The 26,317-nt window shown below is 71.0% G+C and carries 25 protein-coding genes; 16 read left to right on the top strand and 9 right to left on the bottom strand.

Annotated features, from left to right (window positions below):
• The gene (locus Q1K33_RS11695) at positions 1-678 is read right to left on the bottom strand and encodes a response regulator transcription factor (RefSeq protein ID WP_140008313.1); all 678 of its coding nucleotides are present in this window, start codon (positions 676-678) and stop codon (positions 1-3) included.
• Positions 675-1,898, bottom strand: coding sequence for an ATP-binding protein (locus Q1K33_RS11690; protein WP_300404086.1), 1,224 nt, complete (start codon positions 1,896-1,898; stop codon positions 675-677). The genes Q1K33_RS11695 and Q1K33_RS11690 overlap by 4 nt, the downstream gene beginning before the upstream one ends.
• Before the next feature lie 119 nt (positions 1,899-2,017).
• Between Q1K33_RS11690 and phoU the strand changes: the two genes are divergently transcribed.
• A complete protein-coding gene (gene phoU, locus Q1K33_RS11685; RefSeq protein ID WP_300404084.1) occupies positions 2,018-2,674 on the top strand; it encodes a phosphate signaling complex protein PhoU in 657 nt (218 codons plus the stop codon).
• Positions 2,675-2,781: 107 nt separating this feature from the next.
• On the opposite strand, the gene Q1K33_RS11680 is transcribed toward phoU, so the two are convergent.
• The 3 genes from Q1K33_RS11680 to Q1K33_RS11670 all read right to left on the bottom strand — a co-directional run bounded on the left by Q1K33_RS11680 (position 2,782) and on the right by Q1K33_RS11670 (position 5,162).
• A complete protein-coding gene (locus Q1K33_RS11680; RefSeq protein WP_300404082.1) occupies positions 2,782-3,525 on the bottom strand; it encodes a phosphoglyceromutase in 744 nt (247 codons plus the stop codon).
• Positions 3,522-4,202, bottom strand: a complete 681-nt coding sequence (locus Q1K33_RS11675) for a hypothetical protein (RefSeq protein WP_300404080.1) — start codon at positions 4,200-4,202, stop codon at positions 3,522-3,524. The genes Q1K33_RS11680 and Q1K33_RS11675 overlap by 4 nt, the downstream gene beginning before the upstream one ends.
• 78 nt (positions 4,203-4,280) lie before the next feature.
• On the bottom strand, positions 4,281-5,162 hold the full coding sequence (locus Q1K33_RS11670; protein WP_300404078.1) for a UbiA family prenyltransferase: 882 nt from the start codon (positions 5,160-5,162) through the stop codon (positions 4,281-4,283).
• A 211-nt stretch (positions 5,163-5,373) separates the two neighbouring features.
• On the opposite strand from Q1K33_RS11670, the gene Q1K33_RS11665 reads away from it, so the two are divergent.
• Both Q1K33_RS11665 and Q1K33_RS11660 read left to right on the top strand, forming a co-directional pair.
• Complete coding sequence (locus Q1K33_RS11665; RefSeq protein ID WP_300404076.1) at positions 5,374-5,859, top strand: CarD family transcriptional regulator; 486 nt, start codon at positions 5,374-5,376, stop codon at positions 5,857-5,859.
• A gap of 90 nt (positions 5,860-5,949) precedes the next feature.
• Positions 5,950-6,522 carry a 2-C-methyl-D-erythritol 4-phosphate cytidylyltransferase gene (locus tag Q1K33_RS11660; protein WP_300404074.1) on the top strand — a complete coding sequence of 191 codons (573 nt, stop codon included), beginning with the start codon at positions 5,950-5,952 and terminating at the stop codon, positions 6,520-6,522.
• Here Q1K33_RS11660 and Q1K33_RS11655 read toward each other — a convergent pair.
• Complete coding sequence (locus Q1K33_RS11655; protein WP_300404072.1) at positions 6,509-7,210, bottom strand: 2-C-methyl-D-erythritol 4-phosphate cytidylyltransferase; 702 nt, start codon at positions 7,208-7,210, stop codon at positions 6,509-6,511. The genes Q1K33_RS11660 and Q1K33_RS11655 overlap by 14 nt on opposite strands.
• Positions 7,211-7,307: 97 nt before the next feature.
• Between Q1K33_RS11655 and nirD the strand changes: the two genes are divergently transcribed.
• Positions 7,308-7,670 carry a nitrite reductase small subunit NirD gene (gene nirD / locus Q1K33_RS11650; RefSeq protein WP_300404070.1) on the top strand — a complete coding sequence of 121 codons (363 nt, stop codon included), beginning with the start codon at positions 7,308-7,310 and terminating at the stop codon, positions 7,668-7,670.
• 13 nt (positions 7,671-7,683) lie between these two features.
• On the opposite strand, the gene ispF is transcribed toward nirD, so the two are convergent.
• The gene (gene ispF / locus Q1K33_RS11645; protein WP_300404068.1) at positions 7,684-8,163 is read right to left on the bottom strand and encodes a 2-C-methyl-D-erythritol 2,4-cyclodiphosphate synthase; all 480 of its coding nucleotides are present in this window, start codon (positions 8,161-8,163) and stop codon (positions 7,684-7,686) included.
• A gap of 64 nt (positions 8,164-8,227) precedes the next feature.
• On the opposite strand from ispF, the gene Q1K33_RS11640 reads away from it, so the two are divergent.
• Together Q1K33_RS11640 and Q1K33_RS11635 are read left to right on the top strand one after the other, a co-directional pair.
• The gene (locus Q1K33_RS11640; protein ID WP_300404066.1) at positions 8,228-9,787 is read left to right on the top strand and encodes a molybdopterin-dependent oxidoreductase; all 1,560 of its coding nucleotides are present in this window, start codon (positions 8,228-8,230) and stop codon (positions 9,785-9,787) included.
• Positions 9,788-10,272: 485 nt separating this feature from the next.
• Positions 10,273-11,031, top strand: a complete 759-nt coding sequence (locus Q1K33_RS11635; RefSeq protein ID WP_300404064.1) for an SDR family oxidoreductase — start codon at positions 10,273-10,275, stop codon at positions 11,029-11,031.
• Between the two features lie 13 nt (positions 11,032-11,044).
• On the opposite strand, the gene Q1K33_RS11630 is transcribed toward Q1K33_RS11635, so the two are convergent.
• A complete protein-coding gene (locus Q1K33_RS11630; RefSeq protein ID WP_300404062.1) occupies positions 11,045-12,256 on the bottom strand; it encodes a C39 family peptidase in 1,212 nt (403 codons plus the stop codon).
• Between the two features lie 187 nt (positions 12,257-12,443).
• On the opposite strand from Q1K33_RS11630, the gene cysS reads away from it, so the two are divergent.
• From cysS to Q1K33_RS11585, 9 genes are all read left to right on the top strand, one after another.
• Positions 12,444-13,862 (top strand): cysteine--tRNA ligase, encoded by a 1,419-nt coding sequence (cysS, locus tag Q1K33_RS11625; RefSeq protein ID WP_300404060.1) that lies wholly within the window; start codon positions 12,444-12,446, stop codon positions 13,860-13,862.
• 1 nt (position 13,863) lies between these two features.
• Positions 13,864-14,820 (top strand): 23S rRNA (guanosine(2251)-2'-O)-methyltransferase RlmB, encoded by a 957-nt coding sequence (gene rlmB, locus Q1K33_RS11620; RefSeq protein WP_300404058.1) that lies wholly within the window; start codon positions 13,864-13,866, stop codon positions 14,818-14,820.
• Between the two features lie 147 nt (positions 14,821-14,967).
• Complete coding sequence (locus tag Q1K33_RS11615; RefSeq protein WP_300404056.1) at positions 14,968-16,509, top strand: ABC transporter substrate-binding protein; 1,542 nt, start codon at positions 14,968-14,970, stop codon at positions 16,507-16,509.
• Between the two features lie 25 nt (positions 16,510-16,534).
• Positions 16,535-18,055, top strand: a complete 1,521-nt coding sequence (locus tag Q1K33_RS11610; protein WP_300404054.1) for an ABC transporter substrate-binding protein — start codon at positions 16,535-16,537, stop codon at positions 18,053-18,055.
• A 1-nt stretch (position 18,056) separates the two neighbouring features.
• Positions 18,057-20,093: an ABC transporter permease gene (locus Q1K33_RS11605; protein ID WP_300404052.1), complete on the top strand. Its 2,037-nt coding sequence runs from the start codon at positions 18,057-18,059 to the stop codon at positions 20,091-20,093.
• Positions 20,093-20,914, top strand: a complete 822-nt coding sequence (locus Q1K33_RS11600) for an ABC transporter ATP-binding protein (RefSeq protein ID WP_300404050.1) — start codon at positions 20,093-20,095, stop codon at positions 20,912-20,914. Before Q1K33_RS11605 ends, Q1K33_RS11600 begins: the two co-directional genes overlap by 1 nt.
• A complete protein-coding gene (locus Q1K33_RS11595) occupies positions 20,911-21,618 on the top strand; it encodes an ABC transporter ATP-binding protein (RefSeq protein WP_300404048.1) in 708 nt (235 codons plus the stop codon). The genes Q1K33_RS11600 and Q1K33_RS11595 overlap by 4 nt, the downstream gene beginning before the upstream one ends.
• Positions 21,619-21,623: 5 nt before the next feature.
• Entirely contained in the window at positions 21,624-23,408 is a 1,785-nt protein-coding gene (locus Q1K33_RS11590) for a choice-of-anchor P family protein (protein WP_300404046.1), read from the top strand.
• A 13-nt stretch (positions 23,409-23,421) separates the two neighbouring features.
• Positions 23,422-24,009, top strand: coding sequence for a hypothetical protein (locus tag Q1K33_RS11585; protein WP_300404044.1), 588 nt, complete (start codon positions 23,422-23,424; stop codon positions 24,007-24,009).
• Between the two features lie 4 nt (positions 24,010-24,013).
• Here the strand turns inward: Q1K33_RS11585 and Q1K33_RS11580 are convergent, their stop codons facing one another.
• Entirely contained in the window at positions 24,014-25,228 is a 1,215-nt protein-coding gene (locus tag Q1K33_RS11580; RefSeq protein ID WP_300404042.1) for a DUF4032 domain-containing protein, read from the bottom strand.
• 70 nt (positions 25,229-25,298) lie between these two features.
• On the opposite strand from Q1K33_RS11580, the gene Q1K33_RS11575 reads away from it, so the two are divergent.
• Entirely contained in the window at positions 25,299-26,027 is a 729-nt protein-coding gene (locus tag Q1K33_RS11575; RefSeq protein WP_300404040.1) for an SDR family NAD(P)-dependent oxidoreductase, read from the top strand.
• Positions 26,028-26,317: the final 290 nt, after the last annotated feature.

The raw sequence follows: 26,317 nt of genomic DNA, 5'->3' as shown, positions 1-26,317 counted from the left end.
CTAGAGATCCAGCTTGTACCCGAGCCCGCGCACGGTCACGAGGTACTTCGGCTCGCCCGGGTCCGGCTCGAGCTTGGCGCGCAGCCGCTTGACGTGGACGTCGAGGGTCTTGGTGTCGCCGACGTAGTCGGAGCCCCAGACCCGGTCGATCAGCTGGCCGCGGGTCAGCACCCGGCCCGGGTTGCGCAGGAACATCTCGAGCAGCTCGAACTCCTTGAGCGGGAGCCGCTGCTCGTGACCGTCGACGGTCACGACGTGGCGCTCGACGTCCATCCGGACCGGGCCGGCCTCGAGGGTGTCGGGCAGCAGGTCGGGGTCCTGGCCGCGACGCAGGACGGCGCGGATCCTGGCGACGAGCTCGCGCGGTGAGTAGGGCTTGGTGACGTAGTCGTCGGCGCCGAGCTCGAGGCCGACCACCTTGTCCACCTCGTCGTCCTTGGCGCTGACCATGATCACCGGCACGTTGGACGTCTGTCGGATCGTGCGGCAGACCTCGGTGCCGGGGATCCCCGGGAGCATCAGGTCCAGGAGCACGATGTCGGCTCCGTTGCGATCGAACTCGGTCAGGGCCGTGTTGCCGTCGGCCGCGATCGCGACCTCGAAGCCCTCCTTGCGCAGCATGTAGGCCAAGGCCTCGCTGTAGCTCTCTTCGTCCTCGACGACGAGTACCCGCGTCACGGTGTTTCCTCCTGGTAATCCGCAGACACGGTGTGTGTCTCGCTCGATGGAAGTGAAGTCTCGGCGGGCGGCTCCTGGCCCGGGTCCGGCGTGGCGGCGGCGCGGCTGCCGGAGCGGGGGAGCGTGAGGGTGAAGGTGGAGCCCTGGCCCTCGACCGACCACACGCGTACGTCGCCACCGTGCGTCGCCGCGACGTGCTTGACGATCGACAGGCCCAGGCCGGTGCCGCCGGTGGAGCGGTGGCGCGCCGGGTCGACGCGGTAGAACCGCTCGAAGATCCGGTCGATCTCGACCGAGGGGATGCCGATGCCCTGGTCGACGACGCTGATCTCGACGAATCCCTCGACGCCCTTGGTGGTCACCAGGACGGTCGAGTCGGAGTCGGAGTAGTGCACGGCGTTGGCGACCAGGTTGGCCACCGCGGTGGTGATCTGCTCCTCGTTGCCGAGCAGCTTGAGGTCGGTCTCGCCGCCCGAGACGACCGAGATTCCCTTGGCGGCCGCGTCGATCGCGCTGGTGTCGACGGCGAGGGAGATGACGTGGTCGAGCGGGATCGGCAGCGGTGACTCGATGGGCTCGTCGCCCTGGAGCCGGGAGAGCTCGATGACCTGCTGCACGAGGCGGGTCAGCCGGTCGCTCTCGGTGAGCATCCGGTCGGAGAAGCGCGCCACCGCCTCGGGGTCGTCGGCAGCGTCACGCACGGCGTCGGCCAGGAGCCGGATCGCCCCGACGGGCGTCTTGAGCTCGTGGCTGACGTTGGCGACGAAGTCGCGCCGTACGTGCTCGACGCGCCGCTCGCGGGTGCGGTCCTCGACCAGGGCGAGCACCAGGCGGGAGCCCAGCGGCGCCACACGCACGGTGACGTGGCGCGAGGGCGCGTTCTTGCGGGGCATCACGAGCTCGGTCTCGCGGATCTGGCCGTCGCGGCGCACCTCGGAGACCAGGGAGGCGAGCTCGTCGGAGACCAGCGACGTGCCGCGCACCAGCGCCATGGCGTAGGCGGGCGCGGAGGCCTTGAGGACGACGTCGGAGTCGTCGACGATCACCGCGCTGCTGCGCAGGACCGAGAGCACGGCAGCCACCGAGGCGGGTACGACGGGCTCCTCGACCTGCGGCTGCCAGTGCTGCTGGCGGTCGCTGAGGTGCCAGGCGAGGACAGCCCCTCCGGCGACCACGGCCCCGAGGAGCGCGGCCACAAACGCCTGCATCGTCGGATCCACCCCCGGATCGTACGATGCTCGTCACCCTGAGTTCGCCCACGCGCCTGTGACCATGGCCTGTTCACTCTGCGTTCACGCTTTCGCGGCTCACGATCTTCTCGTCCCCTTAGAGTCGGGGCATGCGCGAACAGTTTCATGAGCAGCTCGACCGGATCTTCGTCGACCTGGCAGGCATCTGCCGGTTGGTGGAGGCCGCCGTCGGCCAAGCCACCGAGGCCCTGATGACCGGCGACGCCGGCGTCGCCGAGCGCGTCATCAGCGCCGACGTCCACATCGACCTGGCCCGCGAGGCCGTCGAGGAGGCCGCCTTCGACCTGCTGTCGCTGCAGCAGCCCGTCGCCGGCGACCTCCGCACCGTGGTCGCCGCCCTGCGGATGGTCACCGAGCTGGAGCGGATGGGCGACCTCTCGGTCCACGTCGCCAAGATCGCGCGCCTGCGGGTGCCGGACGTCGCGGTCCCCGAGGAGATCCGTCCGACCGTCAGCCGGATGGCCCACGTCGCCGAGGACATGGTCAGCCGGGTCGCCAAGATCATCTTGAACCGCGACCTCGAGGACGCCTCCACCTTGCGTGAGGACGACGACGAGATGGACCAGCTGCGCCGGACCAACTTCACCGAGCTGCTCTCCGACGACTGGAACCACGGCGTCGAGGCCGCCGTCGACATCGCGCTGCTCGGCCGCTACTACGAGCGGATCGCCGACCACGCCGTCTCGGTCGCCAACCGCGTCGTCTTCGTGGTCACCGGCGAGAACCCAGCCAGCGTGGGGGCATAGGCGCTGCGGCGCTCGCCGGTCGGCTCATCGCGTTTCGACCCGCTCCGTCGTGCCCGCGGTCGCTGCTCGACGACCGATGCCGCTGCCTGCTCTCGTGCCTCGAGCGGTCAGCGACCCTGGTTGGCCACCGCCGCTGCGGCCGTGGCCGCAGCCTCGGGGTCGAGGTAGATGCCGCCCGGGGTGATCGGGCCGAGGTCGTCGTCCAGCTCGTAGACCAGGGGCATCCCGGTCGGGATGTTGAGCCCGGCGATGTCCTCGTCGCTGATGCCGTCGAGGTGCTTGACGATCGCACGCAGGCTGTTGCCGTGGGCCGCGACGAGCACAGTGTGCCCGGCCTTCAGGTCGGCCACGACGTCGCTCTCCCAGTAGGGCAGCAGCCGCTCGATGACGTCCTTGAGGCACTCCGAGCGCGGCATCGCGTCCCCGAGGTCGGCGTACTGCGGCTGGCCGACCTGGGAGTAGGGGTCGTCGTCGGCCAGGGGCGGCGGCGGGATGTCGAAGGAACGGCGCCAGAGCATGAACTGCTCCTCGCCGTACTCGTCACGCACCTGGGCCTTGTCCTTGCCCTGCAGGGCGCCGTAGTGGCGCTCGTTGAGGTGCCAGGAGCGGCGCACCGGGATCCAGTGCCGGTCGGCGGCGTCGAGGGCGAGCGCGGCCGTGGTGATGGCGCGGCGCTGCAAGGACGTGTGCACGATATCGGGGGCGAGGCCCGCAGCCTTGATCTGCTCGCCGCCCCGGACGGCCTCGGCGCGGCCCTGGTCGGTGAGGTCGACGTCGACCCAGCCGGTGAAGAGGTTCTTGGCGTTCCACTCGCTCTGCCCGTGGCGGAGCAGGATGAGGGTGTGACTCACTCCTCCTCACCACCGTGGTGCGGGACGGGCTCGATCGGGGTGCAGGAGTAGGGGTCGGTCGCCTCGGACTCGCTGTGGTCGTCCTCGGACTCCTCGGCCCCGTCGACGATCTCCTCCTCGACCTCGGCCTCGGTCGGCTCCTCGGCGCCTTCGGTCTCGGCGGTGTCCTCGAGGGCGCCGGCGTCGGGAGCGGTGGGCAGGTCCATCGCGGGGAACTTGGCCGGGTCGTACTCGTAGCAGGGGCGCACGACGGGCACGGTGACGGTGGTCGTCTGACCGCTGTCGAAGCTGAGGTTGACGCTGACGAAGTCGCCCAGGGCGATGATCCCGGTGACGGGGATGCCACCGTCCTCGAAGAGGTTCTGGAACCCGGCGCGTCCCAGGGACACGGCCTCGAAGTCTCCGGCCGCCGCGACCTCGCCGCCGAGCCCGGTCAGGGCCGCCGGCTCGTCGTAGTCGTTGTTAGACAGCGATGCGGCGAAGACCCCGGTGTCGGGCGCGCCGGAGATGATCACGGCGCCGAGGACGTCGACCTCGCCCTCGCGGTCGTTGATGCCGGAGCTGATCGTGTTGACCCGGTCGGTGGCGTATTCGAAGCCGCAGGACGACAGGGCGCTGGTCAGCAGAAGTGCGCCGGCAGCGATCGCGGTGGAGCGTCGGGAGAGCCCGTGGAGCATGTGTCTGTGCCTTCGCAGGTCGAGGAGCGGCAGCTCCGGGTCTGGAACGGGACCCAGCCTAGTGGACCCGCGACGACGTCACTGCCGCAGCCCGACCGTCGATCCGATCACGACCAGCGCCGCCACCACCGCGCCGGTGTAGGTCGTGGACACGACGAGCAGCCGCGTGGCGCCGAGGCGTCGCCCGAGGACGAGGGGGAGGTAGGTCCACCCGTCCTGGTCGTCCTCGACGAGACCCCAGATCGCGCGCAGGAAGTGGACACCGACGCCGAGCAGGGCGGCCGCGACGACCATCGCCACCTGGGGCGGGTCGCCCTCCGCGCTGCCGCCGAACCCGCCGTACGACAGGTAGCAGGGGTACAGGGCGAACGACGCCGCCCACGGCACTGGCGAGAGCCGCCCGCGGCGCAGGGCGACGTTGCCGAGGATGCCGATGACCAGCGAGCCGAGGTAGAGGACCCCTGCGGTGACCCCGGTCGAGATCGACAGCGGGATCACGAGCAGCAGGGCCACGACCAGGGCATACCAGGCGGTGCCGGCGTCCAGTCGTCCGTCGGCGATCGGCTTGTTCGGGGTCCGGTGGCCGGCGTCTCGGTCGCGGTCGACGAGGTCGTTGTGCCAGCCGAGGATCGCCTGGCCCACCAGGACGGTCAGCAGCACGATCCCGGCCTCGCGCGCCGGTCGTCCCGCGACCAGGGCCGCGGCCGCGATCACCAGTGCCGTCACCACCCCCTGGCGGGGATGGGCGGCGACGAGCAGCGTCACGGGTGTGGAGTCGAGCAGGCGCCGTCGCCAGGGCCGTCGGCCGGTCCCGTCGACGTCTCCGCCCGGGTCTGCCTCCTCGGGCCGATCCGCCTGCGTCAGCGTGCTCAGTGCCGCGCCCTCCGGCTGCGGGGAGTCGGGGGTGTCGGGGGCGTCGGCGGCGGGGCGTCGACGCTTCCAGAGGTGCACTTTCGCCATGCGGGCCAGTATCACCTCACCGGGTGAGCTGTGGCGCACCTCACCCCTCCAACGGAGCGTCGCGCGGGCCTCCCGGCGGCCCGCGACACCCCCTCGCACCACATCTTTTTCTGTCTGTCAAGCCTCGATTGGGCCTCTGACCTGCGGAAACGCCAACTGCACATCCCCCGGGGCGTGCTAAGATGGTGGCCTAGGAAAGGGTCCATCACACATGACTTTCACCGTCGGCGAAACGGTTGTTTATCCCAATCACGGGGCCGCGATCATCGAGGACATCGAGATCCGCACGATCAAGGGAGAAGATCGGGAGTACCTCGTCCTGCGGATCGTCGCACAGCAGGACCTGGTCGTCCGGGTCCCCGCGTGCAACCTCGATCTCGTGGGCGTCCGAGACGTTGTGGACAAAGAGGGGCTCGACCGGGTCTTCGACGTCCTGCGTGCCGAGCACGTCGAGGAGCCGACCAACTGGTCGCGGCGCTACAAGGCCAACCTCGAGAAGCTGCACAGCGGAGACGTGATGAAGGTGGCCGAGGTCGTGCGCGACCTGTGGCGTCGCGAGCGGGACCGCGGGCTGTCGGCCGGCGAGAAGCGGATGCTGGCGAAGGCTCGCCAGATCCTGGTCTCCGAGCTCGCCTTGGCCGAGCACACCAACGAGGACAAGGCCGAGACCATTCTCGACGAGGTCCTCGCCTCCTGAGCCGAGCGCTCACCAGCAGCACCCGTCGTCACCGAAGGGCCCCGGCACCGCGCCGGGGCCCTTCGTCGCGCTCGGCACTACGGTGGCCCCATGCCGATGGAGTACGACGTGCCCGACGCGCTGGGCATCGTGCTCGTCGACGACCGGGGCTCGCTGCCGTTCGCCCTGATCCACGGCGAGGCCCTCGTGGCTGCCGCCGCCTGGTCCCTCGGGGAGTCCGGCATCACGCCGGTCGACCTCGGCACCCAGTGGGCGGGCCTTGTCGACTCGGGGGAACCCGTCGTCCTGCACGACGTCCTGTGCCCGATGACGCCGCCGTCCTTCCTGGCCGAGTGCCTCATCGACGCGGTGGAGCACCAGCACGTCGTCATCGGCGTGCGCCCGGTGAGCGACACCGTCAAGCAGGTCGTCGACGGCTTCGTCGGTGCCACCCTGGACCGCGACGACCTGGTCCGGGTCTGCTCGCCGATCGTGCTTCCCCCGGCGGTGGTGGCGGGACTGGACCTCGGACCGGACGACCTGGCGGATCTCGCCGCCCTGGCGGCCATGCTGCGCGACCGCTACCCCGTGCGGCTGCGCGAGGCCCCGCCGGAGGCCCGGCGGGTCGACTCCGCCGACGACGTCGCGGTCCTCGAGGCGCTGACTGCGGTCAGCGAGGGCTGAGCAGGGCCTCGGCCAGGGCGACGTCCTCCGGGTAGGTCACCTTGAGGTTCCTCGCGCTGCCGGGCACAGCCGCGATCGACACCTCGCCCGAGACGCCCGGCCCGGTCGGGTCGCCGTACGCCTCCAGGCAGGACGCGGTGTCGGTGCCGGAGAAGCCGTCCCGCGCGGCGCGCGTGTAGGCGCTCAGCAACGCGGTGGCCTCGAACGCCTGTGGGGTCTGTACCCCGGCCGCCCCGGTCACGGCGCCGGCCGGCCCGAGGAGCCCGGCGACGGGGGTGACCGGGATCGCGCCGCCGTGCCGCCGAGCGGCCGCGAGCACGGCGTCGTACAGGCCGACCGGCGCGAGCGGTCGAGCCGCGTCGTGGATCGCCACGACGTCGACCTCTCCCGACTCGATGTCCGGCGCGAGCACCTGCAACGCCGCCCACTCCGAGGCGTGCCGATCGGCGCCCCCGACGACCAGCACGACCTCCCGGTCGCCGAGCAGGGGCTCCAGAACCGTGCTGACGTCGCTCTCGTCGCCGGAGCGCACCACGAGGACGACCCTGCTGACCTCCGCCACGGCGAGGGCCACCCGCACGGAGCGAGCCACGACGCTCTCGCCGGCCAGCGGGAGCAGCACCTTGTTGACCCCGGCGCCGACGCGGGTGCCGGATCCGGCGGCGAGCACGACGAGAGCAGCGGTCACCTGCCGATCATCTCAGCCCGGGCCCGCGAGATTTCGTTTTCACAGCCGTAACACAGTGAAACGTCGATGTGCGCCGCCCTTCTCTACCTTTCCACCCATGGTCCGGCGCCCCTCGTCCCCCGACGAGTGGCAAGCCGTGTGCAAGATGGCCGAGCTCGAGGTCGAGCGCGGGGTCACCGCCCTGGTCCACGGGCAGGCGCTGGCGATCTTCCGAGGACAGGCCGACGCGGTCTACGCCCTGGGCAACCACGACCCGTTCGCGAAGGCGTCGCGGATCGCGCGAGGCATCGTCGGGGTGCGCGCCGGGGTGCCGTTCGTGGCCTCGCCCGCCCACAAGCACGCCTTCGACCTGCGCACGGGTCGGTGTCTTGACGACCCGCACGTCTCGATCCCGGCCTACGACGTCAAGGTCGTCGAGGGCGTCGTGTACGTCGGGCAGCGCAAGGTCGTCGCGGCCTGACGCCTTGCCGGGCTCAGTCCCGCCGTACGACGACCAGGGCCGTCGCGATCGCCGCGACGCCCTCGCCCCGGCCGGTGAGCCCGAGGCCGTCGGTGGTCGTGGCGCTCACGCTCACCGGCGCCCCGACCGCGGCAGACAGGGCGGCCTCGGCCTCCGCGCGGCGCGGTCCCAGGCGGGGACGGTTGCCGATCACCTGCACGGCGACGTTGCCGATCGAGAAGCCGGCCTCGCGGACCCGGCGCGCGCTCTCGGCGAGCAGGGTGCTGCCCGAGGCGCCGGCCCACTCCGGCTCGGAGGTGCCGAAGTGCGAGCCCAGGTCCCCGATCCCGGCCGCGGCGAAGAGGGCGTCGCACGCCGCGTGCGCCGCCACGTCGGCATCCGAGTGACCCTCGAGCCCGAACGGCTCGTCAGGCCAGGACAGGCCGGCCAGGTGGAGCGGGACCCCGGCGACCAGGCGGTGCACGTCGGTGCCGATGCCGGTGCGCGGCAGCATTGGTTCGCCGACCGTAATATCTGAGGGGGCCATCCGGGCATCATGCCCGAGCAACAATGGCCGCATGAAGAAGTCTGCTCCGTGGTGGTCCGCGATCGGTGTCGCGGCCGGCCTCGCCGGCCTCGCCACGGGCTACCTCGTCTCGGCCGTGATGAACCTCCGGCTGACCCCGGTCAGCGCGGTCGCCGAGCTGGTCGTCCAGCTGGCTCCGGACGCCGCAGCCAACAACCGCGACCTCGGCGCGGCCGACAAGCCGCTCCTCGTCGCCGGCATCTACCTGATCCTCCTCCTGTCCTTCGCCCTGATCGGCCGGCTCGCGCGCGGTGCGTGGTGGCGCCCGGTGGTGGGCTTCGGCGTGATCGCCCTGATCGGGGTCGTCGCGACGATGAGCGCCAACGGTGCGAAGGTGACCGACGTGACGCCGGTCGCGGTCGGCTTCGCGGTGATGATCGTGGCGCTGTCCCTCCTGGCGGAGCGGCTCAGGAGCCTCGAGGCGATCACCGACCAGCAGCGCTTCTCCCAGCCCTACGTCCGCAGCCGCCGGAGCTTCCTCACCATGGCCGCCGCGGTCGTCGGTGTGGCCGCGGTGGCCGGCATCGCCGGCAACATCCGTGGCGGCTCGCGACGTGCCGTCGAGGAGGCGCGCCGCAACCTCGCCGCGACCGACGCCACGAAGGCGAGTCCGCTGCGCTTGGCCGTGACCGCTCCGCAGGTGCCGGCCGACGTGGCCGTGGGCGTCGACGGGGTAGCCCCGTGGATGACGCCGGCCAACGACTTCTACCTGATCGACACGGCCTTCTCGAAGCCGATGATCACCCCGCAGGAGTGGACGCTGCGGATCCACGGCATGGTCGACCAGGAGGTCACCCTGACCTACGACGACCTCGTCCAGCGCGAGCTGCTGGAGGACTGGGTCACGCTCAACTGCGTGTCCAACCCGATCGGCGGCGAGCTGGTCGGCAACGCCTGGTGGAGCGGTGTCGCGCTGGCCCCGATCCTCGAGGAGGCAGGCATCCAGGAGGGAGCCGACGCCATCCTGCAGACCTCCGACGACGGGTGGAACTGCGCCACGCCCGTCGAGACGGTGATGGACGGCCGCAACGCGATGCTCGCGCTCTACATGAACGGTGAGCCGCTCCCGGTCGAGCACGGCTTCCCCGTGCGCGCCATCGTCCCGGGCCTCTACGGCTACGTCTCGGCGACGAAGTGGGTCGTCGACATGGAGCTGACCCGCTTCGACGCCGTCGACGCGTTCTGGACGCAGCGAGGCTGGGGTGAGCTCGGTCCGGTCAAGATGGCCTCGCGCATCGACGTCCCGCGCGACGGCGCATCCGTCGAGTCCGGGGACGTCGTCGTCGCCGGCTCCGCCTGGCACCAGCACACCGGCATCAAGGGCGTCGAGATCGCCGTCGACGGCGGCGCCTGGCAGCCCACCGAGCTGGCCGGCGAGGTCACCGACGACTCCTGGACGCAGTGGCGCACCTCGGTCTCCCTGGACCGGGGCAGCCACCGGGTCCGCGTGCGGGCGATCAACAAGGACGGCGAGGTGCAGACCGGCGCCTACGCCGACGTCCTGCCCGACGGCGCGACCGGGTGGCACGAGATCTACGTCGACGTCGTCTGAGCCCACGGCCCACGGCGGACGCAGGCGGGGCAGCCTCGATGAGAGGCTTCGCTACGCGGTCGTCGTGGGTCGCCCGGCATCGGCGCGTTCATGATTCTCCGGCCAACGCCTCAGAGCGATCAGCCCGACCATGCCGAGTTGCGGACGTGGCCGAGCTGGGGCGCTTGGCGAGACGCTCCTCCTCCTCCCCGCGGCATCGGGTCGTGTGCCTCACCACGGTGCATGGACCGGTCTCAGGCACACGACCCTGGCGGGCTGGCGCAGCCGGGGTGGCGCCCGAGCCGGATCGGGGCGAGTCGTGTGCCCCAGCCCGGTGCATGGACCGGGCTCAGGCACACGACCCTGCCGTAGGCGGTCGACGCGACCGCGGCGGTCGACGTCGTCCCGCCGACGGGCCGAGCCCGTTCCCAGGCGACGACCCTGCCGCCCTGGGGCTGCGTGCTGCCGACGGCCACGTCGCAGCGGCGGCGTGGCACGATCCGCTCGTGGCCACCGACGACCAGGACCTCTCGCGCGACTTCGCCGACCGCGACGGCGTGGCCCTCGTCGTCGGCGGCAACGGTGGCCTGGGCGCACCGATCGCCTCGCTGCTGGCGGCCCGCGGGGCCCGGGTGGCGGTGACCTACCGCCGTACGCCGCCGACGCAGGCGCGTGCCTCCTACCGGCTGGACCTCGACGACCTCGGCTCGGTGCCCGGAGTCGTGGCGGCGGTCGCCGCCGAGGGCGGGGGAGTGCACACGCTCGTCCACGCCGCCGGGCCGCACGTGCCGATGGTCCACCTGTCGCGGGTGGACCCGGTCGCGATGGCGGCCCAGCTGGCCGCGGACGCGGCTGCGTTCTTCGCCGTCGCCCACGCCGCCCTGCCCCACCTGCGCGAGGCCGCCGGATCGATCGTGGCCGTCACGACCGCTGCCACCGCCCGCTACCCGGTGCGCGACGGACTCTCGTCCGCGCCCAAGGCGGCGGTCGAGGCGATGATCCGCGCGCTCGCTGCCGAGGAGGGCCGCTTCGGGGTCCGCGTCAACGCTGTAGGGCCGGGGATGCTCGCCGATGGGATGGCCGAGCGGCTGATGGCCTCCGGCGACCTGTCGGACGGCGACCTCGAGATCACCCGCGCCAACATCCCGCTGCGCCGCTTCGGCTCGGCCGGCGACGTCGCGGAGGCGGTCTGCTTCCTCGCCAGCGACCGCGCCGGGTTCGTCAGCGGCCAGAAGCTGGACGTGGACGGCGGCTACGGGGTCTAGCAGCGGTAAGAGCTCACCAGTTGCCGTGCTTGGACGCCGGCAACGGGTGCGCGGAGTCGTGGATCACGTAGACGACGCCGCCCGAGCCGTTGAGCCAGGCGCGCTCGAGCTGCCCGCGGTCGTAGGTACGTCGTACGGCGGAGCTGGTGCGCCCGGCCGGGTCGTTGACGACCACGTCGCCGTCCTCGGTGAACCCGGAGATCACCAGCAGGTGGCCCGCCGTACCGCCGATGGGGGCGCCGGTCAGCTGGCCGTCGCCGAACGAGATCGAGGCGACCAGGGGGATCCCGGCCTTGATGAACTGCTCGGCCTCGCGCAGCGACCGCAGCCGGGTGACGAAGCCGTGGCCGACCCGGGGGGCGGCGTAGGCGGTGTTGAACGGCCAGTTGCCCGCGCCGTCGTAGTCGTAGTCGAACGTCATCCGAGCCGCGTAGTCGACCCACGGGTCGGTGTGCCCGTCGGGCACCCACGAGTAGGCCTGGGGGCCGGGCAGGGAGTCGTAGTAGCCCAGGACCATCGAGGTCGACGTGGGTGAGCACCAGGCCTGGCCGCCGCCGTTCCACTGGGGGTAGTCGCCCTCGTGGATCATCTGGGAGTAGCGCGGGACGTCGAGGACGATCCCGCGTCCCGGTCCGGGCCTGGACGTGGCGGGTGCGGTGTCCGGCAGGCGGGAGACGACGGCTCCGATCGTGTCGATGCCGGGGTTGCGGTTGGTTCCGGCCTTGCGCGCGAGCGTCACCCGCAGCTGGTACGACGTCATCCCGGCGGGGGCGCGCCAGGTGTCGACGTTGACGGCGGCCAGGTCGTCGGCCTGGCCGGCCTTGGTGGTGCGCTTCAGGAACTTGTCGCTCTTGGCCCAGCGCGCCATCAGGTCCCAGCTCGAGCGTCGGCCCTCGGCGTTGCGCCCGCGCACCCGGATCTCGACGAAGCTGTTGCCCGGTGTCACCGCCGACCACGACGCGATCAGCTCGGTGAAGGAGAAGCCCGGCTCGACCCAGGGTGAGTTCCACGTCGACTGCTCGTAGCGGGTGCCGCCGAGCTTGCGGGTGGCCGTGGGGGTGTCGATGCGCAGCCGTCCGCGCGCGACGCGGGTGCCCTTGCCGGAGCCGGTGCGCAGCTCGGCGCCCGAGTCGAGCTGGTGGTAGTGGATCTGCTGGGTGTCGGCCCGCTTCGCGCTGACCACACCGGGCGCTGCCGCGGCGCTCGCGAGGTCGGCCGACGTCACCGCAGCAACGTAACAGCAGGTCAGGAGCAGGCTGAGGAGCGCTGGCCGCAGCCGGCGCGCGGGGGAAGGGCGCACCCACCGACGGTACGTCACATCCGCCCCATCTGTCCCGTGCTTGCTCACCGGCACCATCTGGTCGTGCTGCGTCGACTCGGCCCTACAGCCCGGCCGCCTCTAGACTCGGCGGGTGACTTTCCGGCTCTACGACACCGCGACGCGCGAGGTGCGCGACTTCGTCCCCCTCGAGGAGGGGAAGGCGGGGATCTACGTGTGTGGCCTGACGGTCCAGTCCGAGCCCCACGTCGGTCACGTGCGCTCGGCGGTCAACTTCGACGTGCTGCGGCGCTGGCTCGTGCACTCCGGCTACGACGTCACCCTGATCCGCAACGTCACCGACATCGACGACAAGATCCTGGCCAAGTCGGCCGAGCAGGGTCGGCCGTGGTTCAACCTGGCCTACGAGATGCACGCCAAGCTCACCGAGGCGCTGGCGAGCATCAACGTGCTGCCCCCCACCTACGAGCCCGGAGCCACCGGCCACGTGCCCGAGATGCTCGAGCTGATCGAGACACTGATCTCCCGCGGGCACGCCTACGCCGCCGAGGACGGCAGCGGTGACGTCTACTTCGACGTCCGCTCCTGGCCGTCGTACGGCGAGCTGACGCGGCAGGCGGTCGACGACATGGAGTCCGCCGGTGACGCGGACCCGAGGGGGAAGCGGGACCCCCGCGACTTCGCGCTGTGGAAGGGCCACAAGAAGGAGACCGAGCCGGAGTCGGCCGCGTGGCCCAGCCCCTACGGTCCCGGGCGTCCCGGCTGGCACATCGAGTGCTCGGCGATGGCGCGCAAGTACCTCGGAGCGGCCTTCGACATCCACGGTGGCGGCGTCGACCTGCGCTTCCCGCACCACGAGAACGAGCAGGCGCAGTCCCGCGCGGCCGGTCAGCCGTTCGCGTCGTACTGGATGCACAACGCCTGGATCACCACCGCCGGCGAGAAGATGAGCAAGTCGCTGGGCAACTCGCTGCTCGTGCCCAAGGTCCTCGAGCGGGTGCGCGGCGTCGAGCTGCGCTTCTACATGGTGGCCGCCCACTACCGCTCGAGCGTCGAGTTCAGCTTCGAGGCGCTCGAGGAGGCCGCGGTCGGCTACCAGCGACTGGAGAACTTCTTGGAGCGAGCTGCCGGCGTCCTCGGCGAGGTCCCCGAGGTGGGCATGCCGTGCGCCGAGTTCGTGACCGCCCTCGACGACGACCTCGGCACCCCCGCCGCGGTCGCGGCGATCTTCGACGTGGCCCGCGAGGGCAACAAGCTGCTCGAGGCCGGCGACAGCCCGGCCCTGCGTGGCACCGCCGCCTCGGTGCGCTCCATGCTGGCGGTGCTGGGTCTGGACCCGGCCGATCCCGCGTGGGGGAGCGCCGGTGACGACGACGCGCTGACGAGCGTCGTCGACGCCCTCGTCGCCGGGCTGCTCGAGCAGCGCGCCGAGGCACGCGCTGCCAAGGACTATGCGCGCGCGGACGTCATCCGCGACCAGATCAAGGCCGCCGGGATCGAGGTCGAGGACACCCCGACCGGCCCGAAGTGGTCCCTCAGCAAGGAGCACTGACGTGTCCGGCAACTCGCAACGCAAGGGCTCGATCCGCAAGAGCGCCAAGAAGCCGACCGCCGGGTCCGGAGGTCGGGTCAAGCGCGGGCTCGAGGGGAAGGGGCCGACCCCCAAGGCCAAGGACCGGCCCTACCACCAGGCGCACAAGGCCGACCAGGCGGCGCGCAAGAAGGCGGCGGCGGCCAAGCCGCGCCGCAAGGGCACCGACTCCGAGTGGATCGCCGGTCGCAACTCTGTCGTCGAGGCGCTGCGCGAGGGGGTCCCGATCACCTCGGTGTACGTCGCCGAGGGTGCCGACCGCGACAGCCGGCTGCGTGAGGCGTTCAAGCTCGCCCAGGACAAGGGCCTGAGCCTGCTCGAGGTCACCAAGAACGAGCTGGACAAGATGACCTCCGGGGCGGTCCACCAGGGGCTGGCGGCGCGGATCCCGCCGTACGACTATGCCCACCCCGACGACCTGCTCGACCTGGCCAAGCAGAATGCCGAGAAGCCGCTGATCGTCGTCCTCGACTCGATCACCGACCCCCGCAACCTCGGCGCGATCGTGCGCAGCGCCTCCGGGTTCGGGGCGCACGGGGTCGTCATCCCCGAGCGACGTGCTGCCGGGATGACGGCCTCGGCGTGGAAGACCAGCGCCGGCGCGGCCGCGCGGATCCCCGTCGCCCAGACGGTCAACCTGGTGCGCCAGCTCAAGGCCTACCAGGAGGAGGGCTGCATGGTCCTCGGCCTGGCCGCCGACGGTGACCTGTCACTGACCGACGTCGTCGCCGACGCCGACCTGGCGCGGGGGCCTCTCGTCGTCGTCGTGGGAGCCGAGGGCGGGGGACTGTCCCGGCTGGTCTCGGAGACCTGCGACCACCTGGTCTCGATCCCGATGGCGAGCTCCCTGGAGTCGCTCAACGCGGGGGTGGCCGCCTCCGTGACGCTCTTCGCCCTCGCGGAGGCCCGCGCCCACTGAGCCTGAGCCGACGGCTCGGGGCGTCGTCTCCCTCGGGGTGTACCAGTTTTGCCCAGAAACTGGTGCCGTGACCCGCGTCACCTTTAGAGTCGAGCATCGTTGAACTAGTACCTGTTCTAGTTTTCGCATGCTCCCTCCGGAGGCACCGTGACCCGCCCCTGCTCCCAGCGCGCCCTGCTGACCACCTCGGTGGCCATCGTGCTCGCCCTCGTCCTCGCCGCGTGCGGGTCGAACCTCGACCCCAACGAGGTGCGGGCCGGAAGTGGCGGGACCACCGTCCAGAACGGCGTCGCGGTCGACGGTTCCGCGGCGTCCGAGGGTGACACCGGGCTCGACGACTCGGGTCTCGGCCTCGGTGACACCTCGGGTGGGGACACCTCCGGTGGCGGTGACACCGGCGGCAGCGTCGACACCGGCAGCGACACGGGTGGAGCCGACACCGGCGGCGGTGACACCGGGGGCGGCGACACCGGCGACTCCGGCGGCGGTGACACCGGCGGCGGCGACACCGGCGACTCCGGCGGCGGCTCCGGAGCGGCGGGCTCGTGCGACGGGTTCAAGAACGGTCCCGGCATCACCGACTCCACGATCACGATCGGCAACTCCTCCGACATCTCCGGACCGGTCCCCGGCCTGTTCGAGACGGCGCAGGACGCGATGAAGGCCTACGTCACCTACTACAACAAGGCCAACCCCGACGGCATCTGCGGTCGCTCGCTGGTGCTCAAGACCTACGACAGCCGCACCGACGCCGCAGCCGACCAGCAGGCGTACGCCGCGGGATGCACCGACGTCTTCGCGATGGTCGGGTCCGTCTCGGCCTTCGACCTCGGTGGGGCCAAGACCGCGCAGAGCTGCGGGCTGCCCGACCTGCGCGGCGGCTCGGTCACCTTCGAGCGCAACGCCTGCACGACGTGCTTCGGCGTCCAGGCGGTCAACACGAACTTCTTCGAGAACGCCGTGCCGGACTTCGTCAAGCAGCAGGTCGGCTCGGCCTCGGCGCAGAAGGCGGCCTACTTCTACACCAACGCGGGAGCCGCGGCGCAGAACGCCAAGGCGCAGGTCTCGGCCATGGAGAAGCGCGGCCTGAAGTTCCCGGTCGTGCAGGGCATCGACATCGCCGAGTTCAACTACTCGACGTACGTGCAGCAGATGAAGGACAACGACATCGACGTCGTCTTCTTCACCTCCGACTCCACCTACTCCGTGCGACTGCGCCAGGCGATGGCGCAGCAGGGCTACAAGCCGAAGCTCTACCTGCGCGACCCCACCGACTACAACCCGACGTTCGTCCAGCAGGGCGGCAGCGCCGTGGAGGGCACCACGGTCTTCACCAACTTCGTCCCGTTCGAGGAGGCCGCCAACAACCCCGAGATGGCGACCTACGTCGGGTCCCTCAAGCAGGTCAAGCCGAGTGCGAACCCCCTCTTCTTCGGCGTCTTCAGCTGGTCGGCGGGCCGTCTCTTCACCGACCTCGCCACCAAGCTCGGCGGCAAGCTCAGTCGCGCCTCGCTGCTCGCCGAGGTCAAGAAGGTCAACGACTGGACCGGCAACGGGATGCACGCGCCGCAGCCCGTCGGCAGCAAGGGCACCGGCGAGTGCTGGCGCTTCATCCAGCTCACCGGCGGCCAGTGGAAGCCCGTCGGCGGCACGAAGTACGCCTGCAACGGACTGTCCTCCTCCAAGTAACCGCCACCCCGACGGAAGTCCCCCGATGACCACCACCCCCTCCCGACGCCGCGCGGCAGCCGCCGCGCTGGCGACGGGCAGCGCCCTGCTGCTGGCCGCCTGTGGCTCGCAGCTGGACGCTGCCGACGTCGCCGCCGCGAACGGGAGCACCGGGGTGCTGAGCATCACCTCGGGCTCGAGCGAGACCGCGCTCGAGGCATCGGTGGGCACGGACGAGAACGCCGACGTGGCGGAGGACCTCCTCGGGCCGACGGACACCACCGGCGGGGACGGCGGCCCGGCACCGACGGACGCCGGTACGTCGGCGACCCCCGCCACGTCGGACGACGCACCCGGCGAGACCCCCGACGAGCCGGCGGCGCCGGCGACGGGCGACGCGGGCGGCGGCTCCGAGGCCGCGTCCTGCGACGGCTTCGACAACGACCAGCCGGGCGTGACGTCCTCGACGATCACCCTGGCGAACGCCTCCGACGTCTCGGGGCCGGTCCCCGGGATCTTCGAGTCCGCCCGCCAGGGCTCGCGCGCCTACGTCGCCTACTTCAACGCCACCCAGAAGCTCTGCGGCCACGACATCAAGCTCCTCGAGCTCGACAGCCGCGCGGACGCAGGTGCCGACCAGCAGGCCTACGCCCGGGCCTGTGCCGAGACCTTCGCCGCCGTCGGCTCGATGTCCGCGTTCGACTCGGGCGGCGCCAAGACGGCTCAGGAGTGCGGCCTGCCCGACGTGCGCTCCACGACGGTGAACCCGGAGCGGGTGAAGTGCTCGACCTGCTTCAGCGCTCAGTCGGTCAACCCCGGGCAGATCCCGAGGGCGATGCCGACGTACTTCCTGGACCAGTTCTCGGCGCAGACCAAGAAGGTCGCACTGCTCTACATCAACGCCGGCGCCGCCCCGGTCAACGCAGCCTCCTTCAAGAAGGGCTGGGAGTCCGTCGGGTGGTCGATCCCCTACTTCCAGGCGATCGACGTGGCGGAGTTCAACTTCGCGCCCTACGTCCAGCAGATGAAGGACCGCGGGATCGAGATCGTCTACTACCTGGGCCCCTACCAGAACACCATCAAGGTGCAGCAGGCGATGAAGCAGCAGGGGTTCACCCCGGACGTCTACCTGCAGGACTCCACGATCTACGACCAGAAGTACGTCGAGCAGGCCGGCGAGCTGGCCGAGGGCGCCTACGCCTACTCCAACGTCGGGCTGTTCACCGACTCGGGCAACAAGGAGATGGCGCTCTACCGGGCGTGGCTCGAGCAGACGAACCCGGGCGCGGACCCCAACTTCTACGGCCTCTACGCCTGGTCGGCCACCCGGCTCTTCCTGGAGCAGGCCACCCAGCTGGGCGGCGACCTCGACCGGGCCTCGATGGTCCAGGCGCTGGGCAAGGTGAAGGACTGGACCAGCAACGGTCTGCACTCACCGCAGGACGTCGGCGGCAAGACCACCGGCAAGTGCCAGAAGATCATTCGCTACACCGGCGGCACCTGGAAGCAGGTGTCGAAGGGCGACTACCTCTGCGACACCCTCGTCAACACCGGAGTCGGAGCCTGACATGGACACCTTCATCGCCTACCTGATCCCGGGCATCTTCACCGGTGCCGCCTACGCCATCGCGGCGAGCGGCCTGGTGCTGACCTACACGACCACGCGGGTCTTCAACATCGCACACGGCGCGTTCGGCATGGTGATGTCGTTCATCTTCTGGGACTTCTCCCAGAAGCAGGGCCTGCCGGTGTGGTTGTCGCTGATCCTGGTGCTGGGTCTGGTCGCGCCGTTGACCGGGCTGTTGGTGCAGCGCTTCATCGCGCGCGGCCTGGGCGAGGCGCCGGTGAGCGTCTCCCTGGTGGTGACGGTGGGCTTGTTCGTGGGGTTGATCGGTGCTGCGCAGGCGATCTGGAAACCGGAGCCGCGCTTCGTGCCGCCGTTGTTCGCCGACGAGCTGGGCAACGACAAGTCGATCACGATCGGTGAGACGGTGGTGACGGCGCAGCAGATGATCACGGTGGGTGCCTCGATCGCGGTCGCGGTCGGGCTGTACCTGCTGCTGACGCGCACCCGGATCGGGACGGCGATGCGGGCCTCGGTCGACAACCCCGAGCTGTTGAAGCTCTACGGCGGGAAGCCCGACACCGTCGCCGGGTTGTCGTGGGCGATCGGGATCTCGCTGGCCGCTCTGGGTGGGATCCTGCTGGTCCCGGCCGTGGGGCTGGACTACTACCAGCTGACGCTGCTGGTGATCAATGCGTACGCCGCGGCCATGGTCGGGCGGTTGAAGAACCTGCCGTTGACGTTCGTGGGCGCGATGGCGTTGGGCATCGCGGACTCGATGGCGTTGGGCTACATCTCCACCGACAGCGTCTTCGCAGACATCCGTCCCGTCATCCCGCCGCTGTTCCTGTTCGCTGCGCTGGTGCTGCTGCCGCAGGCGCAGCTGCGGATCGGGCAGGTCAAGGGCATCGTGTCGGCCCCGGTGCCCTCGGTGCCGCGGATGGTGGTGACGGGTGGGGTCTTCCTCGTCGTGCTGCTCGCGGTCGTCTCGCCGATGTCGGAGGCCAACCTGTTGCTGGTCGGCACCGCTGCGACGTACGCGATGGTGATGTTGTCGCTGGTGCTGCTGACCGGGTACGGCGGGCACGTGTCGCTGGCGCAGCTGACCTTCGCCGGGGTGGGGGCGCTGGCCTACGCCAAGCTCGACTCGCCCAACCTGTACGGGCTGCTCATGTCGGCGCTGATCGCGGTGGCCGTCGGCGCCCTGGTCGCGCTGCCGGTGCTGCGGCTGACCGGGCTCTACCTCGCGCTGTCGACGTTGGCGTTCGGGGTGCTGATGGACAAGGTCGTCTTCCAGAACGAGCGGGCCTTCGGGTTCGGTGGCGCCTTGGAGGCCCAGCGGTTGTCGTTCTTCGGCAACACCGTCGAGACGACCCAGGCCTACGTGATGGTGATGGGGGTCTTCTTCGTCCTGGTCGCGATCGGGATCCTGTTGCTGCGCCGCGGGGTGCTGGGCCGGTTGCTCGTGGCGATGCGCGACAGCCCGGCCGCGTGCGGGACCTTGGGTCTGGACCTGCGCTGGGCGCGGGTCGGGCTGTTCGGTCTCTCGGCCGGCGTGGCGGGCCTGGCCGGGGCGCTCTTCGCCGGACTGCGCGGCACGATCGGCGCCGCGGACTTCCAGTACTTCAACTCGTTGCCGCTGCTGCTGCTCGCGGTGGTCTTCGGGGTGACCTCGGTGACCGGTGCCACGCTGGGTGGCATCGGGCTGATGCTGCTGCCGGTGCTGTCGGGCTCGAACCCGATCGCGGGCGGCATCGTGTTCTTGATCATCGGCTTCGGTGCGGTCTTCGCCGGGCGCGACCCCAACGGACTGGCCAACCTGCTGTTCCGCCTCGGCCGCCTCCTGCAGACCAGGGTGCTGAACCGGATCGATCTCAACCTCCCCCAGCTCCCGTCGACGGCGGCGTTCACCCGCACCAAGACACCCACCAGGGAGGTCTCCGGCGGCGAGCTCTTCGACGACGGCTACGGCGAGCCGACACCGGTCGCCGTGGGAGCCGGCAGTGTGCCAGGAACCGATCGCACGAAGGAGGGCCAGTGATGTCGCTGCTCGAGGTCGACGACGTGGTCGTCCAGTTCGGTGGGGTGACGGCGGTCAACCACGCGACGTTCGAGGCCGAGGCGGGCCGGGTCACCGGCCTGATCGGGCCCAACGGCGCGGGCAAGACGACGTGCTTCAACGTGATCAGCGGCCTGCAGCGCCCGACCAAGGGCAAGGTCCGCTTCAACGGCAGGACCGTGACCTCGGTGCCGGTGCACCGTCGTTCCAAGCGGGGGATGGGGCGCACGTTCCAACGCCTCGAGGCGTTCGGCTCCCTGACGGTGCGCGAGAACGTCCGGGTCGCGCTCGACATCCACCGCGGCCTGGTCGGGGTGCTGAAGCCCGCGAAGTCCGACATCGACGGGCTGCTGGAGCGCGTCGGGATCCGGGCCTACGCCGACGAGCGGGCCGACTCGATCCCGACCGGCACCGCCCGGCTGCTCGAGCTGGCTCGCTGCCTGGCCGGTGACCCCCGGCTGCTCCTGCTCGACGAACCGTCCTCGGGCCTGGACGAGACCGAGACCGACGCATTCGGCGACCTGCTGCGCGACCTCGCCGCCGAGGGCCGCGGCATCCTCATGGTCGAGCACGACATGGACCTCGTGATGGGCGTGTGCGACACGATCCGGGTCCTCGACTTCGGTGAGGTGATCGCGGTGGGCGAGCCGGCCGCCATCCGCGCCGACAAGCGGGTCCAGCAGGCCTACCTCGGCTACTCCGACGACGAGCCCGAGCACGCCGCCGGTGAGCCTGGCGGGTCGGACACCGAGCAGACCCTGGTGATCCCCGCCGTCCCGGTGAGCGAAGGAGCCACGTCATGAGCGTCCCGATCCTCGAGCTGGTCGACGTCACCGCCGCCTACGGGCGGATTGAGGTGCTGCGTGGGGTGAACCTGTCGATCCCCCGGGGTGCCGTGATGGCGCTGCTCGGCCCCAACGGTGCCGGGAAGTCGACGCTGGTCAAGGTGATCAGCGGGCAGAAGGAGTCCACCGGCGGCGACGTCCACCTCGGCGGGGTCAACGTCCGCGGTGCGGGCCCCGAGGAGCTCGCCCGCCTCGGCCTGTGCACCGTGCCCGAAGGGCGCTCGGTCTTCCCCAACCTCACCGTCGAGGAGAACCTCGCCCTGATGTCGTACGCCGGGGTCTCGGCCGAGGCGGTCCTCGAGACGGCCTACGCCTACTTCCCGCGCCTGGCCGAGCGGCGCAAGCAGTACGCCGGCACCATGTCGGGCGGCGAGCAGCAGATGCTCGCGATGTCGCGGGCGCTCGCCTCCGACCCGGCGCTGCTCCTGCTCGACGAGCTGTCGATGGGTCTGGCGCCCCTGATCGTCGACGAGCTCTACGACACCGTCCAGCAGATCGCCGAGTCCGGCGTCTCGATCCTGTGCATCGAGCAGTTCGCCCGCACCGCGCTGCGCGTCTCCGACTACGCAGCCGTCATGTCGGGCGGTCGTGTCGTCGCGACCGGTGAGCCCGACGAAGTCCTCGAAACCATGTCCGACGTCATCCTCGGAGGAGCAGCATGAGCACCATGACCACCAGGACCACCAGGTCCAGGTTCACGAGGATCTCGTTGCCGTTGGCGGCCGCCGCCGTCCTCGCCGCCGTCCTCCCGCTCGGGGCGGGCCCGAGCCAGGCTGCCCAGCCCGCCGGCGCGGTGCCCGTCGCGCAGACGGCCTCCCAGGCGGTCTCCCAGAAGGCAGAGCCGGGCTTCGCCGGGTACGCCTCGACGGCCAAGGGCGCCCCGGTCAAGATCGAGATCTACGAGCCCACGATCCCGTTGCCCGCGACGCCGCAGGCCGAGCTGTCGCTGGGGTACTCCGCGATCGTGGCCGACTCGACCAGCGGCCGCGCGCGAGCGTCGTACCTCTGGCCCGGTGACCCGATCGGTGAGGGCTTCAAGACGATCCTGGAGAACCTCGGTCTTCCGCCCGAGCTGGTCGGACCGCTCTCCGAGCAGGGCTACCCGGTGCAGGTCAACGCGGTCTTCCCCGGCGGCCCGGAGTCCGCCGTCGACGAGCCGTTGCCAGGGATGGTGCAGCGCGCCGAGGCCGGCGAGGACAAGGTCGTGGCCAGCAACGGGTTCTCCACCGACGGCAAGGTCAAGGACGAAGACGACAACGGCAACGGCAACGGTGACGGAGACGACTCCCCGATCCCCGGACTGCCGATCCCGGACCTGCCGGGACTTCCCGACCTGCCGGGGCTCCCGCTCTCCCAGCTGGGCTCGGGCCTGGCCTCGGGACTCGACAGCGTGCTGGGCTCGGGCACCTCGAAGAAGTCCAGCGGGCCGGCGAAGCGAGGCTCCCAGCGCACCGCCGCGGCGCCCGAGCCGTCCTCGCCGCTGCCGCCCGAGCTGGCGCTGCTTCTCGACGTCGGCGGGTTCTCCTCGATCAGCAAGTCCAGCGCCGGCGACATCGCGTCGTCGCAGTCGCGCGCCAACGTGGGCAACATCAGCCTGCTCGGCGGTCTGGTGACCATCGAGGGCATCAAGACCCTGGCCCAGACCTCCAGCGACGGCAAGAAGGGGACCGCGACCGGAGAGTCGACCTACGGCGACCTCGTCGCGTTCGGGCAGCGGTTCCGCTTCGGGGCCGACGGCTACGAAGCGGTCGGCCAGAAGGGGAGCATCCCGGGTCTGCCCGACGACGCAGCCAAGGCGCTGGAGATGATCGGGCTGAAGATCTCGGTCCCCAAGCCGCAGCTCACCACGACCGACGACGCGGCCGAGGCCGTCGTCCATGGCCTGGTCATCGACTTCGACCTCACCGCGTTGAAGACTCAGCTCTCCCCGGTCTTCGACCTGCTCAACACCCTGGCCGGTCAGATCCCCGACGAGGCGGGCCCGCTCAAGGACCTCCTGGGCGCGGCCGCGAACCTCTCGCCGCGCATCGTGTTCACCCTCGGCAACGCGGCCAGCACCGTCGACACGTCGCAGGCCATCGACATCCCCGAGGTCGAGGTGCCCGAGACCCCGATCGAGGAACCCGCCACCGACAGCGCCCCGTCCGGTGGCACCGGCGGCACGAGCTCGTCCTCGACCGGGGGAGACAGCGCGCCGCCCGTGTCCGACGCCCCGACCGGCGACACCGGCGCACCCTCGACCGACGCCGGGACGGTCCCGGTGGCCGCCTCCCAGCAGCCCGGGCTGCCGGCGCTGTTCTCGATCCCGATGCTGCTGATCCTCATCGGGATCGGGCTCGCGTCCCTGTTCGGCACCTACATGCGCCGTCTCGGACTTGCGGCCCTCGGCGGCGCTGCGTCCTGTCCCCACGGCCTCACCTCCGGTGTCCCCGACCTGCGCAAGACCACCTGAAAGGCGACCCGACATGACGACTGACATGACTGCACCCACCGCCCAGCCAGAGCGCGCGTCCGGAAGCCGGATGGGAGCCGGCACGACCAACCTCCCCCGGGCAGGGGCCTCCGGATCTCGCGGGTCAGGGGTCTCGCCGATCAAGGGCAACAACGCCCAGCTCCTGCAGACGGTCCTGTTCTGGGCCGGCGCGATCATGATGCCCCTGGGCATCGTGATCATCCTGCTGGGCTACTACGGCGTGGCGAACTCGATCTACGACTTCGAGCGCGAGGCCTACCAGGTCTCCGGTGGGTTCCTCGGCCTCGGCGTCACCTTCCTCGGTGGGTTCCTCTACTTCGGCGCGTGGCTCGCCCGGATCGCCTACGACAACCAGCAGGCCTCCGGACGTCTCGCCGACACCCTCCTGGTGCTCGCCGACGTGACCTCACGTGCCGCCGCGACGCACGAACCCGCCGCCGACGTCCAAGCCCTGCCCGTCACCGCCGGGGACGGTACGACCCTGCACCGCCGCGACTGCGCCCTGATCGCTCACCGCAGCGACCTCCAACCCGGCGGTGGACGCAGCGGACTCACCAGCTGCCGCGTGTGCAAGCCTTGACGCCTCACTCCTCGGGCGGCGTCGCGACCACCTCGTCGGGACGCCGCAAGAGGATCTGCTGGACGTAGTCTCGGGCGGTCTCGAAGATGTCGACCTCGGCGCCGGCACGCTCGGAGAGGAACCACCGGTGCACCAGCACCTCGTGGAAGATCTCGGCGGGCTCGAGCTTGCCGCGTGCCTCGGGCGGCACCAGCGCGATGATCGGCTCGTAGACGCCGGTCAGCCAGCGGTTGGCCACGAGCGCGCGGTCCTCGCGTCCGAGGTCGAAGTGCGCGGTGTACGACGCGAGGTCGTTCAGCAGCCGCCGGGCCTGCGCATCCTCGACATGGAGCCCGGTGAGGGACTGCAGCTCGCGACGGTGGTGGCCGAGCTCGACGACCTTGGGCTGGATCCGCACCTGCTCGCCCCCGATGTCGGTGACGATGTCGAGCTCGTCGACGTCGAACCCGAGGTCGTTGAGGCGTTCGATGCGCTGCTCGATGCGCCACATCTCGTCGGACCCGAACTCCTCGGCGTCGGTGAGCTCGGTCCACAGGGTGCGGTAGCGCTCCTCGAGCAGCTCCACGACCGCGTGGGCGGCCACGTCGCCGGCCAGGGACTCGCTGGCCTGCAGGTCGAGCAGCTCGGCGAAGATGTTCTCCGTCGCCACGGTGAGGTCGTGCTCGCGCATCGCGTCCGACAGGCTGGGCTGCAGCTCACCGGTCTCGGCGTCGACGAGGTAGGCGGCGAAGCCTCCGGCGTCGCGACGGAACAGCACGTTGGACAGCGACACGTCGCCCCAGAAGAAGTCGGCCAGGTGCAGGCGGACGAGCAGCACGACCACGGCGTCGATCAGGGACGGCAGGTTCTCGGCCTGCAGGCCGTGCGCGAAGAGGCTGCGGTAGGGCAGCGAGAAGCGCAGGTGCTGGGTCAGCAGCGCACTGGGCAGCGGCTCGCCGGCGGCGTCGCTGCGACCGGTCACCACGCCCTGCGGCACCACGGACGGGAGGCCGAGGCGCTGGAGGTCGCGCAGCAACCGGTACTCGCGGAAGGCGACGTCCTCGACGGTCTCCTTGACGGCGTAGGTCCGCTCGCCGAGGCGCACGATGCGCACGACGTGGCGCGAGAGCCCGCGCGGCAGCGGCACGACGTGCTCGTCGCCCCACTCCTCGAGCGGGAGCGACCACGGCAGGCCGACCAGGGCCGGGTCCGGCCGATTGGCGACGATGTGGAGCGCCATCCCCCGACCATAGACCGGCGCGGCCTCCATGCCACTAGAACCCGTTCTAGTTCGCTGCTACCTTCCGCCCATGAGTGACTCAGCAACCCCCCGCGTCGTCGTCGTCACCGGAGCGGCCTCGGGCATCGGCTTCGCCACCGCCGAGCTCTTCCGCGACCTCGGCGACGTGGTCCTCGGCCTCGACGTCGCCGCGAGCGTCCCGGACGGCGTGACGTACGTCGAGTGCAACGTCGGGCAGCGCGAGGCCGTCGACGCCGCCATCGCCACCTGCGTCGCGGCCCACGGCCGCATCGACGTGCTGGCCAACGTGGCCGGCATCGTGCAGTTCGGGCGGTTCGCCGACATCAGCGACGCCGAGTGGGACCGGGTGCACGCGGTGGACCTGAAGGGTCCGTTCATGCTGATCCAGGCGGCTCTGCCCTACCTGAGAGCCAGTCGGGGCGCCGTCGTCAACGTCTCCTCGGTCGCCGGCAACAAGGCCCAGCCGTACACCGCTGCCTACTCCGCGGCCAAGGGCGGACTGACGATGCTGACCAAGTCACTGGCCCTCGAGCTCGCCGCCGACGGGATCCGGGTCAACGCGATCTGCCCCGGCACGGTGGCCACGCCGCTGGTCGACGAGGTCGCCAGCCGCTTCCCCGCCGACCTCGACGCCCGCGCCACCGACCGGCTGATGGCGATGCTCCCGGGAGCGGCGATCACGCCGGCCGAGCTGGGCTCGGCGATCGTCTACCTCGCCTCCCCGGACGCGCGGATGATCACCGGGTCGGTGCTGGCCTTCGACGGTGGGATGACCTGAGGGTCTCGGTCTTCGGGGTTGGTCCGGGTGGTCACCCGGGGTGGGGCCGCGCGCGTAGCCGACCTGCTCCTTCGGGGTGCTGCCGGTGGTTGCGATGGGTGGGGCCGCGCGCGTAGCCGACCTGCTCCCGCCGTCAAGGATCGCCTGCGGCGCCCGCTGCGCGGCACCTTCGGTGTCCTTGACTGCGGGACCCGGTAGGTCGGCTTGACGGCGCACGGGGCGGAGCCCCCTCGCTGGCGCTCGGTGGCGCCGCCCGCGCAAGCGCGGCCCCACCAGTCTCACGGGTCACA

The sequence above is a fragment of the Nocardioides sp. genome (assembly GCF_029937575.1).
In the GTDB taxonomy this organism is placed as follows: Bacteria; Actinomycetota; Actinomycetes; order Propionibacteriales; family Nocardioidaceae; genus Nocardioides.
Note: the sequence above shows the minus strand (reverse complement) of the source record. Positions and strands in the feature narration are given on the sequence as shown.

Bases quoted from the DNA above. Each gene is read 5' to 3' on its own strand.
- Q1K33_RS11660 (WP_300404074.1), top strand. From the start codon at position 5,950: ATGCCGATGGAGTACGACGTGCCCGACGCGCTGGGCATCGTGCTCGTC.
- Q1K33_RS11580 (WP_300404042.1), bottom strand. From the start codon at position 25,228: ATGGCGCTCCACATCGTCGCCAATCGGCCGGACCCGGCCCTGGTCGGC.
- ispF (WP_300404068.1), bottom strand. From the start codon at position 8,163: ATGCTGCCGCGCACCGGCATCGGCACCGACGTGCACCGCCTGGTCGCC.
- phoU (WP_300404084.1), top strand. From the start codon at position 2,018: ATGCGCGAACAGTTTCATGAGCAGCTCGACCGGATCTTCGTCGACCTG.
- Q1K33_RS11575 (WP_300404040.1), top strand. From the start codon at position 25,299: ATGAGTGACTCAGCAACCCCCCGCGTCGTCGTCGTCACCGGAGCGGCC.
- Q1K33_RS11665 (WP_300404076.1), top strand. From the start codon at position 5,374: ATGACTTTCACCGTCGGCGAAACGGTTGTTTATCCCAATCACGGGGCC.
- Q1K33_RS11585 (WP_300404044.1), top strand. From the start codon at position 23,422: ATGACGACTGACATGACTGCACCCACCGCCCAGCCAGAGCGCGCGTCC.
- Q1K33_RS11600 (WP_300404050.1), top strand. From the start codon at position 20,093: ATGTCGCTGCTCGAGGTCGACGACGTGGTCGTCCAGTTCGGTGGGGTG.
- Q1K33_RS11640 (WP_300404066.1), top strand. From the start codon at position 8,228: ATGAAGAAGTCTGCTCCGTGGTGGTCCGCGATCGGTGTCGCGGCCGGC.
- Q1K33_RS11610 (WP_300404054.1), top strand. From the start codon at position 16,535: ATGACCACCACCCCCTCCCGACGCCGCGCGGCAGCCGCCGCGCTGGCG.
- nirD (WP_300404070.1), top strand. From the start codon at position 7,308: ATGGTCCGGCGCCCCTCGTCCCCCGACGAGTGGCAAGCCGTGTGCAAG.
- Q1K33_RS11670 (WP_300404078.1), bottom strand. From the start codon at position 5,162: ATGGCGAAAGTGCACCTCTGGAAGCGTCGACGCCCCGCCGCCGACGCC.
- Q1K33_RS11595 (WP_300404048.1), top strand. From the start codon at position 20,911: ATGAGCGTCCCGATCCTCGAGCTGGTCGACGTCACCGCCGCCTACGGG.
- Q1K33_RS11675 (WP_300404080.1), bottom strand. From the start codon at position 4,202: ATGCTCCACGGGCTCTCCCGACGCTCCACCGCGATCGCTGCCGGCGCA.
- Q1K33_RS11605 (WP_300404052.1), top strand. From the start codon at position 18,057: ATGGACACCTTCATCGCCTACCTGATCCCGGGCATCTTCACCGGTGCC.
- Q1K33_RS11590 (WP_300404046.1), top strand. From the start codon at position 21,624: ATGACCACCAGGACCACCAGGTCCAGGTTCACGAGGATCTCGTTGCCG.